General features: G+C 65.7%; 7 protein-coding genes. 6 read left to right on the top strand and 1 reads right to left on the bottom strand.

Annotated features, from left to right (window positions below; translation table 11 throughout):
• Positions 1-620: 620 nt before the first annotated feature.
• The 6 genes from FNL14_RS21610 to FNL14_RS21585 all read left to right on the top strand — a co-directional run bounded on the left by FNL14_RS21610 (position 621) and on the right by FNL14_RS21585 (position 4,616).
• Positions 621-2,219 carry a glycoside hydrolase family 68 protein gene (locus FNL14_RS21610; protein WP_142064490.1) on the top strand — a complete coding sequence of 533 codons (1,599 nt, stop codon included), beginning with the start codon at positions 621-623 and terminating at the stop codon, positions 2,217-2,219.
• A gap of 163 nt (positions 2,220-2,382) precedes the next feature.
• Entirely contained in the window at positions 2,383-2,838 is a 456-nt protein-coding gene (locus FNL14_RS21605; protein ID WP_142064487.1) for an Asp23/Gls24 family envelope stress response protein, read from the top strand.
• Positions 2,835-3,026 carry a DUF2273 domain-containing protein gene (locus FNL14_RS21600; RefSeq protein ID WP_091420981.1) on the top strand — a complete coding sequence of 64 codons (192 nt, stop codon included), beginning with the start codon at positions 2,835-2,837 and terminating at the stop codon, positions 3,024-3,026. Before FNL14_RS21605 ends, FNL14_RS21600 begins: the two co-directional genes overlap by 4 nt.
• On the top strand, positions 3,023-3,403 hold the full coding sequence (locus tag FNL14_RS21595) for a hypothetical protein (RefSeq protein ID WP_142064483.1): 381 nt from the start codon (positions 3,023-3,025) through the stop codon (positions 3,401-3,403). Before FNL14_RS21600 ends, FNL14_RS21595 begins: the two co-directional genes overlap by 4 nt.
• Complete coding sequence (locus FNL14_RS21590; protein ID WP_142064480.1) at positions 3,400-4,008, top strand: hypothetical protein; 609 nt, start codon at positions 3,400-3,402, stop codon at positions 4,006-4,008. The genes FNL14_RS21595 and FNL14_RS21590 overlap by 4 nt, the downstream gene beginning before the upstream one ends.
• The gene (locus FNL14_RS21585; RefSeq protein WP_091420990.1) at positions 4,005-4,616 is read left to right on the top strand and encodes a hypothetical protein; all 612 of its coding nucleotides are present in this window, start codon (positions 4,005-4,007) and stop codon (positions 4,614-4,616) included. The genes FNL14_RS21590 and FNL14_RS21585 overlap by 4 nt, the downstream gene beginning before the upstream one ends.
• 11 nt (positions 4,617-4,627) lie before the next feature.
• Here the strand turns inward: FNL14_RS21585 and FNL14_RS21580 are convergent, their stop codons facing one another.
• A complete protein-coding gene (locus FNL14_RS21580) occupies positions 4,628-6,430 on the bottom strand; it encodes a glycoside hydrolase family 13 protein (RefSeq protein ID WP_142064477.1) in 1,803 nt (600 codons plus the stop codon).
• Positions 6,431-6,557: the final 127 nt, after the last annotated feature.

The following is a 6,557-nucleotide window of genomic DNA, read 5'->3' as shown; positions in this document are numbered from 1 at the left end:
GTCCTGCGCTGCCCCGCGTCCTGCCTGCCCATATCCTGCCCCCGGCCTACGCTGCCCCCGTCCTGCCCTGCCTCCGTCCTGCGCCACCCATATCCTGCCTGGGGCCAGCGCCGCCTCCCTGCCGGGGCCCGCGACGATGCACCCGGTTCCGGACAAAACACCGTGGCGTACGCGGTGGAATTGTCCGGATGCGGGTGTTGAGTGAAGTACATCGCGCCTGTCCAGGTGCGATTGGCCACATTCCCGGCGGGCCCGGTCATGCCGCAGCAAACGCCGCACAGAAAAATTTGACTGACCTTTGAAACATTTGACTCCCGCCAAACCGTTGTGGCACGCGCGCGCCTTGGGTAATGTAAGCGCTTGCGCAGTCGAGCAGCGGACACAGATTCCGGGCAGGAAACACGTTTTGAAATGCATCAGGAAAGCTGCCTAGCGTGGAGGCCGGCCAGGAAAGCACAACGCTCCTGGGCCACTTCTACGGGGACTACCCAACCCCGTTCCCCTCGATACAAAGGCGTCCCCCATAACGCCTGCAGTGTTGTTGGGGCCGCCGGAGTTCGAAGGACCAGGGCATCAGCCCGTCTTCCACGAACAGTTTCAACTCCGCGAGAAGAGCAAAAATGCACAAGCACCCCCGAACCCCCCGGTTGCTGCGGTGGCGTCCTGCCGCCGCAGCACTGGCGACGGCCGTAGCGGCCTCGGCCTTCCTGGCCGTTCCCTCCGCACAGGCCAACGAGCCGGCGGATCCGCCGGCCAGCCAGCAACTGCCGGCCCCGACCCCCGGCTTCGCGCTCCCCACGGAACACACCCAGCAGGCCTTCGACCCGGCGTCGGACTTCACGTCCAAGTGGACCCGCGCCGACGCCAAGCAGATCATGGCCCAGAGCGATCCCACCGTCGCGCCCGGCCAGAACTCCATGAGCCCCGATGTTTCCATGCCGGAAATCCCCGAGGACTTCCCGGCCATGAATGACGATGTCTGGGTCTGGGACACCTGGTCCCTGACGGACGAGAACGCCAACCAGATCAGCTACAAGGGCTGGGACGTCGTCTTCTCCCTGGTGGCCGACCGCCACGCCGGCTACGGCTTCGACCAGCGCCACTGGAACGCCCGCATCGGCTACTTCTTCCGCAAAACGAACGCGGACCCGGCCAAGGACAAGTGGAACTACGGCGGACACCTCTTTACCGAGGGGTCATCCATCGGGAACACGGAGTGGTCCGGTTCCACCCGCCTGATGCAGGGCAACCACGTGAACGTGTTTTACACGGCCACTACGTTCCATGACATTGCGGAGCGCAACGCAGGCGGCGGCGGGATCGCTAACGATGCGGCCATCGCCAAGGCCCTGGGCAACATCCACGCCGACCAGAACGGCGTCACCTTCGACGGCTTCGAGCACACCAAGCTGCTGGAACCGGACGGAACGATGTACCAGACCAAGGCCCAGAACCCGGGCTTTGCCTTCCGCGACCCGTACACGTTTGCCGATCCCGCCCACCCGGGCAAGACCTTTATGGTCTTTGAGGGCAACACCGCCGGCAACCGTGGCGAATACCAGTGCAAGGGCGAGGACCTGGGTTACCAGCCGGGCGACCCGCAGGCCGAAAACGTCAACGACGTCCAGAACAGCGGCGCGCACTACCAGACCGCCAATGTGGGCCTGGCCGTGGCGGACAACAAGGACCTGACCAAGTGGTCCTTCCTGCCGCCCATCCTCTCCGCCAACTGCGTGAACGACCAGACTGAGCGCCCGCAGATCTACATCCAGAACGAAAACGGCAAGAACAAGTACTACCTGTACACGATCAGCCACCAGTTCACCTACGCCGCAGGCATGCGCGGCCCCGACGGCGTCTACGGCTTCGTGGGCGACGGCGTCCGTTCCGACTTCCAGCCGGTCAACAACAGCGGCCTGGCCCTCGGTTCCCCGACCGACCTGAACCTGCCGGCAAACAACCCGAGCGGGACCATCTCCGGCCAGCAAAACGGCCGCCAGTTCCAGGCCTACTCGCACTACGTGCAGCCGGGCGGCCTGGTGCAGTCCTTCATCGACAACGTCAACGGGGTGCGCGGCGGCTCGCTGTCCCCGACCGTCAAGATCAATTTCAAGAACGGCGTGACCCAGGTTGACCGCAGCTTCGGCCAGAACGGCCTGGGCCCCTTCGGCTACCTGCCCACCAACGTCAAGGTTGGCGGCGAAGGCCTCTACAAATAGACTGCGGCACCTGCCGCGCAGCCGCTGAAACCGGCGGCACCGCTCAGGCGGGGATGTCCTTGGGGGCGTCCCCGCCTGGGTCCTTTAACACTGGCGGCAGGGTATCCAGCACATCGAAGCAGCCAGGGGATAGGGTTGGGATCAACAGAAGGGGGAGTGCCTGATGGAATACCAGAACCCACAACCCAGCCAGGGCAGCCACGCAGTGCCGGCTCCGGTTCCCGTGCCCGGCCTTGGCCGCACCGTAATCTCCGAAACCGCAGTAGCCAAGGTGGCAGGAATTGCCGCCCGCGCCGTCCCCGGCGTTTACTCGCTGGGCTCCGGACCGTCACGTGCCCTGGGAGCCATCCGCGACGCCGTCGGAAGTTCAGACCATGCCGCCGGGGTCCACGCCGAAGTGGGCGAAACGCAGGTGGCCGTGGACATCAGCCTCGTGGCAAGCTACGGGACGCCACTGCATTCCCTGGCCAACGAGGTCCGAGCGGCGGTCTACCGGGCCGTCGAGGAACTGGTGGGGCTGCAGGTGATCGAGGTGAACGTCGAAATCACCGATGTCTATGTCCCGCCGCCGGTCAAACCCAGCCTTTCCGGCCCTGCCGAACGGGAGGCACTGCTGTGAGCCTCACCGTCGCCGGCGTTGCCATCGGCGCCTTTGTCGCCTTTATGTCCCTGCAGTTCGGTTTGTGGGGCTTCCTTGTATCCCTGCTCTTTATGGCCATCGGGGCACTTCTGGGCCGCGCGGCGGAAGGAAAATTGGACCTCCGCGGCGTCCTGGACGCCATCACCGGCCGGCGCTCGTCCTCATGAGCTCCGCCGCCCCGCTGGTCCGGGCGCAGGAGTTCAGCGGCCACAACCGCATCAGCACCCAGGCGCTGACCAGCCTTGCAAAAGCCGCCGCCGCCCAGTACCTGGGAGTGGAGGCGGAGGACGTCCGTGCGGACTGGGCGGACGACGACGGCATGCTGGCGCTGTCCCTCGTCACACCTATCAGCATCCCGCCCTTGAAAGCGGTGGCCGCCGATCCCTCGCGGGTTGACGCTGCCGGCGGCTCTATCAGGGGCCGTGCTGTCCAGGCGAAGGCACGCATCCTGGCAACTGTAACTGAGCTCAGCGGAGCGCGGCTGAGCCGCGTCGACATCCGGATCAGCGGAGCAAGGATCAGCGAAGGGGGCAGGGTCCGATGACGCGGAACCAGGAAGACCAGTCGCCGGACATGGGCAGGATCCTGCGCCGCGAAACACATTCATCGCGTGCTGTGGTTGCCACCGCCGCGGCAGTCCTGGTTATTGTTTTCGCCGCCTATGGGCTCCTTGAGGCCGGCGTGCACGCGATCGGCCAGCCGGCGTGGCTGATCGAGCCGCAAGTGGCCGCCGAGCGCCTGGTGGCGCTGCCCGCCGGGATCCCGCCGCTGCTGCTGGGAGCCATCGGAGCGGTGCTGGCCATGTTCGGCCTCGTCTTTTTCCTCAACGGGATCCTGCCCGGGCGCCGTGCCCGGCACCTCCTGGCCGGCGGCCGGAAAGCGGATGGTCCTGCCGTGGTGGTGGACGACGAAGTGGTGGCCTCCTCGCTGGCACGGCGGGCCAGGCTTGCCGCGAATGTCACCCCCGAACAGGTGATGGTAGTTGTCTCGCAGCGCCAGGTGGTGGTCAATGTCCGGCCCACGTCGGGAGTGCCAGTGGATCCGGATGCCGTGCTCGCAGCGGTTGGAAGCGAACTCGCTGCCATGGCACTGAGCCCGTCCCCAGAGGTGCATGTCAACGTGGCCCAATCCGGAGTCATCGGCGCATGAACAGCACACCCACCCTGCTCAACCGGATCCTGATCGCCATCCTGGGCCTGAAGATGCTGGCCATCGGCGTCCTGTTGGTACTGCTGGCTTCCGTCCCGGCCGTTGCTTCCTGGTGGCATTCCTGGTCCGCGGGCGTCTGGGCCGGCATCAACCAGGCATTCAACGCCACACGGTTCCCGGGCCGGCCCCAAAGCTGGTTGTGGGTCCTCGTGGCCCTGGCCCTGCTGGTCCTGATCGCGCTCATGGTGGCCTGGGTGGCCCAGCAAGGAAAAGGCCGGGCCAACCTCCTGGCCCTGGAATACGATCCCGGTGACGTCCCCGGCGATGTGCGGATCGGCGGGGGAGTGGCGGAGCAAGCCCTGAAGCACGCACTCGCGAACCGTCCGGACCTGGCCGGCGCCACTGTGACCACCTATAACGTCAAGGGCAGCCCGGCGCTCAAGGTCCGCCTGCTCCCGCGACAGGGAGTGGCGCCGCACCTGCTCGCCGACGAGGTGTACGCCCTGGTGGCCGCACTGGAGGCAGTGGTGGGGAAACGGATTCCGGTGCTGATCCACATTGGAGCCGGGGCGCGGACGCGCTTCAGCAGGGCAGAGCGCGTCCGCTGACCAGGCTGGTCCTAGTCCCTCGTGAGGTAGACGGTGCAGTCCACCGGCACCTCGTCCAGCCCGCTCCAGTCTGAAGAGGGCTCAGGAGCGCTCGAAAGCACCACGGAATACCCCTCGGGCACCGGCGCCGAGGCGAAACCGAAGTTGCCCAGGACCAGCACCTCCCCGTTGTGGAAGGCCAGGACTCCGCTCTCGGGTGCGTGGACCTCAGCCCATGCGAGCGAGCCCCTGCCGAGTTTCCGGGCGGACCGGAAAGCAAGGACAGCGCGGTAGAGCTCCAGGGTGGAGCCCTCCACTCCGTCCTGCTGGTCTGCGGCGAGGCTTCCAAAGCTTTCCGGCTGGGGAAGCCAGGGAGCTGCACCTGTGTTCCCGCTTACCGCGAAACCGTAACCTGGCGCGTCCTGCGTCCATGGCAGGGGGACCCGGCAGCCGTCACGCCCGATCTCCGCACCCCGGGTCCTGTGGAATGTGGGATCCTGCCGTGCCTCGGCCGGCAGGGTGGTGTGCTCGGGAAGCCCCAGCTCCTCCCCCTGGTAAAGGTAGGCGGAACCCGGCAGGGCCAGGGAGATCAAAGTGGCTGCGCGTGCACGGGCCAGCCCCAAAGCGGAGTCGGGCTGCTCATCCTCCGAGGCGATGCCCTTCGGAAACGTTGTGGGGTCCTTGAGCCCGAACCGGGTTGGATGGCGGACAGTGTCATGGTTGCTTAGCACCCAAGTACACGGGGCTCCCACCGACGCGGCTGCTTCCAACGACGCCTCAATGGCCACCGCCATCCGCTCGGCGTCCCAGCCGGCCAGCAGGAAGTCGAAGTTGAAGGCCTGCTGCATTTCGTCTGGCCGGGTGTAGCGGGCCAGACGTTCGGCCGGCTCCACCCAAGCTTCGGCAACCATCATGCGGTCGCCGTCGTACTCCGCCAGGACCCGGTTCCAGTCGCGGTAGATGTCATGAACACCGTCCTGGTCAAAAAACGGTGAGGGTGGATAAACCGGGGAGACGGCACGGTGCGGTTCCACCGCATCGGGATGGGCCCCCGGGGCGTCGCCGGGAGGGGAAGGTTCCCTCCGCACTTCCGGAGTTCCCTCAACCATGGCTGCCACGCCCTCCCAGTCGGGCAGCCCGGGCTCCTTGACCAGGCCATGGGCAACGTCCACCCGGAATCCGTCCGCGCCGCGGTCCAGCCAGAAGCGGAGCACCGAGCGCATCTCCTCCTGCACCTCCGTGTTCTCCCAGTTCAGGTCCGGCTGCTTGGTGTCGAAGAGATGGAGGTACCACTCGCCTGGAGACCCGTCCGCCTCGGTAATCCTGCTCCAGGCCGGCCCGCCGAAGATCGATTTCCAGTTGTTGGGCGCCCTGTCGCCGTCTCCGGAGCCCGGTACCTCGTCCTTGCCCTGACGGAAGATGTACCGGCCGCGTTCGGGGGAGCCAGGTGCCGTGGCCAGCGCTTCCTGGAACCACACGTGCTCGTCGGAGGTGTGGTTGGGAACCAGGTCAACAATGACTTTCAGGCCGCGCTGGTGAGCGTCGTGCAACATGGCGTCGAAGTCCTCGAGCGAGCCGAACAGCGGGTCCACCTGGCGGTAGTCCGCAACATCATATCCGGCGTCCGCCTGGGGTGATTTGTAGAAGGGTGAGAGCCAGAGGGCGTCTACTCCAAGCTGCTGAAGATAGGGCAGACGATCAGTGACACCGCGAAGATCGCCCATGCCGTCGCCATTGCCGTCGGCAAAGGACCGCGGATAAATCTGGTAGACCACAGCGTCCGTCCACCATTCGCTGCGGGCCGGCCGATCAGCAGGAACGTCTGGGTTGGACATTTGGTTCCTCTCAGATAACTTTTTGATGTAAACGCTTGCATTACCCGGAGCAACCTTACTAGTGTGAGCGTCACCACATCAACCTCACCTAGCAAGCGCAACGTGTACTTACTTGTCACTCAGCGAG

Source organism: Pseudarthrobacter sp. B4EP4b (genome assembly GCF_006680095.1).
GTDB lineage: Bacteria > Actinomycetota > Actinomycetes > Actinomycetales > Micrococcaceae > Arthrobacter.
This window is presented reverse-complemented; position numbering and strand designations above follow the sequence as displayed.

What these genes read in the sequence shown, in the direction of transcription:
- FNL14_RS21610 (WP_142064490.1), top strand. Translation starts at nt 621, where the DNA reads ATGCACAAGCACCCCCGAACCCCCCGGTTGCTGCGGTGGCGTCCTGCC.
- FNL14_RS21590 (WP_142064480.1), top strand. Translation starts at nt 3,400, where the DNA reads ATGACGCGGAACCAGGAAGACCAGTCGCCGGACATGGGCAGGATCCTG.
- FNL14_RS21580 (WP_142064477.1), bottom strand. Translation starts at nt 6,430, where the DNA reads ATGTCCAACCCAGACGTTCCTGCTGATCGGCCGGCCCGCAGCGAATGG.
- FNL14_RS21595 (WP_142064483.1), top strand. Translation starts at nt 3,023, where the DNA reads ATGAGCTCCGCCGCCCCGCTGGTCCGGGCGCAGGAGTTCAGCGGCCAC.
- FNL14_RS21585 (WP_091420990.1), top strand. Translation starts at nt 4,005, where the DNA reads ATGAACAGCACACCCACCCTGCTCAACCGGATCCTGATCGCCATCCTG.
- FNL14_RS21605 (WP_142064487.1), top strand. Translation starts at nt 2,383, where the DNA reads ATGGAATACCAGAACCCACAACCCAGCCAGGGCAGCCACGCAGTGCCG.